General features: G+C 33.4%; 1 protein-coding gene. It reads right to left on the reverse strand.

The genetic code is table 11. The annotated features are described in order from the left end of the window. Nucleotides 1–1025: PKD domain-containing protein (locus tag BM266_RS16880; protein ID WP_175494836.1), on the reverse strand; the 1025-nt coding region annotated here is incomplete at its 3' end. Nucleotides 1026–1652 lie beyond the last annotated feature (627 nt).

Here is a 1652-nt window from a genome sequence, read left to right on the forward strand (position 1 = left end):
GTAATATTAGCAGGCATTCCATTGATCACCGGATCTTCATTATCTTCAATATTTTCTATTATAACCTGTACCTCGGTTTCACACTCTCCATTACTGGCAATGAGAGTATAATCTCCGGGAGAAAGATCGGTAAATTCTCCATTATTAGGCTGAAAGGAATTATTGTTGCTATCGGTTAGCGTATAGGTTAGACTATTTTTAACTTCAAATTCTACATTTCCACTATTTTCACCACAAGTAGCATCGGTAGTAGAAAGAATGTTGGGGGTGGCCGGGGTCTCGGGAATATAAATACTTTTATTAGTTAAGGTAGTTGCAACACCATCGGATACTTCCAGGGTTACATTATAAGTCCCGGCTTCCTCAAAATCGAAGTTTGGATTTTCTGTTGAGCTATTGCCTAAACCATCAAAATTCCAGTTATAGACATAATCCTGGGTTTCACCGCCTGTAGTTTGATCATCAAACTGGACACTTGTGCTCCCACAAATTGCGTTATAGTCAAAATCTGCAACCAGGGGAGTTTTTATCACATAATTTTCAATGGCTCTATAACATTGAGCATTAGAGTTTCTTGGGGTACAATTTCTGGTGGTGGGATTGGTATACCAGTCCATATATAGATTTCGTAATTCCAATTCTTTTCCCCATTCCCAGGTAAACTCACTTATTTGATGATAACCAGAAGGAGGAATAGATTGACCATTATACAAACATTCCTGGACCAAAGGTTGTAGTACTCCGTCCACACTAATGTTATATTCCAAATAAAGAGAATAGCCATTACCTGAACTTCCTCCAAATTGAGCATATAAATATGCATCTACAGGTTGTCCTATTTGATAATTGGAATTAGATTGTAACGGAACTCCGTTTTCATCTCCAAGATAAAAATCGTTTACGGTTACGTTATTGCTACTACATTGAGCCTGCATCTGTAAAGAGCTTGCTATAGTAAAAATTACAGTTAAAATGCTTAATAAGTTAAAACCCAGCTTATTCGCAAGAGTAGTTTTCCAAATCATATCAGACATGTTTAGAATTAAGTTTAATCAATCATTTGTAGTGTTCTTTTCACAGAACACACTCAATTATTAAGTAGGTGTAGGTCTAAAATGATCTGTAGGGACAATCATTCATGTTTTCTTTTGGGAAAACAATATTTAAATCTTTGGGGATTTATTCAGAAAAGATAAACGATAAAATTAGGGGATTTTACCTATTGATTAATTGGGGGTTAATCTTTTTTGCCTATCAATTCTTTGGTAAAATTATAGTAAAATTCGCTTTATAAAAGGAATTTCTATTTTTTTAGATGTAAAGCAGAAATTAGTCGGTAAACAACTTGTTTTAAACCCAAAATATACTGGAAAACAGGTATTTTTTTTGAAGGTTTGGGAGTTGATTTAAAAGGTTTTGGAAGAAACAATAACTAAAAACCCGTAAAAAATACTTAAACCTGGAAGATAAAATTCTATTAAAAAGAAGCTTGGAATTACCTGAAATTTAAAAATATTTGGTGGCCAAACTGTAAAAATAGTTAAATAAAAGAGCCATCGAGAGTGTAATCTCAAGTCTGTCTAGACTTTGAAAATTAAATTAAAATTTTTAGACTAGATTATGACACAAGAAGAGATTAAAGAATTAAAGGA

It is taken from the genome of Salegentibacter flavus (assembly GCF_900115145.1).
GTDB classification, from domain to species: Bacteria; Bacteroidota; Bacteroidia; order Flavobacteriales; family Flavobacteriaceae; genus Salegentibacter; species Salegentibacter flavus.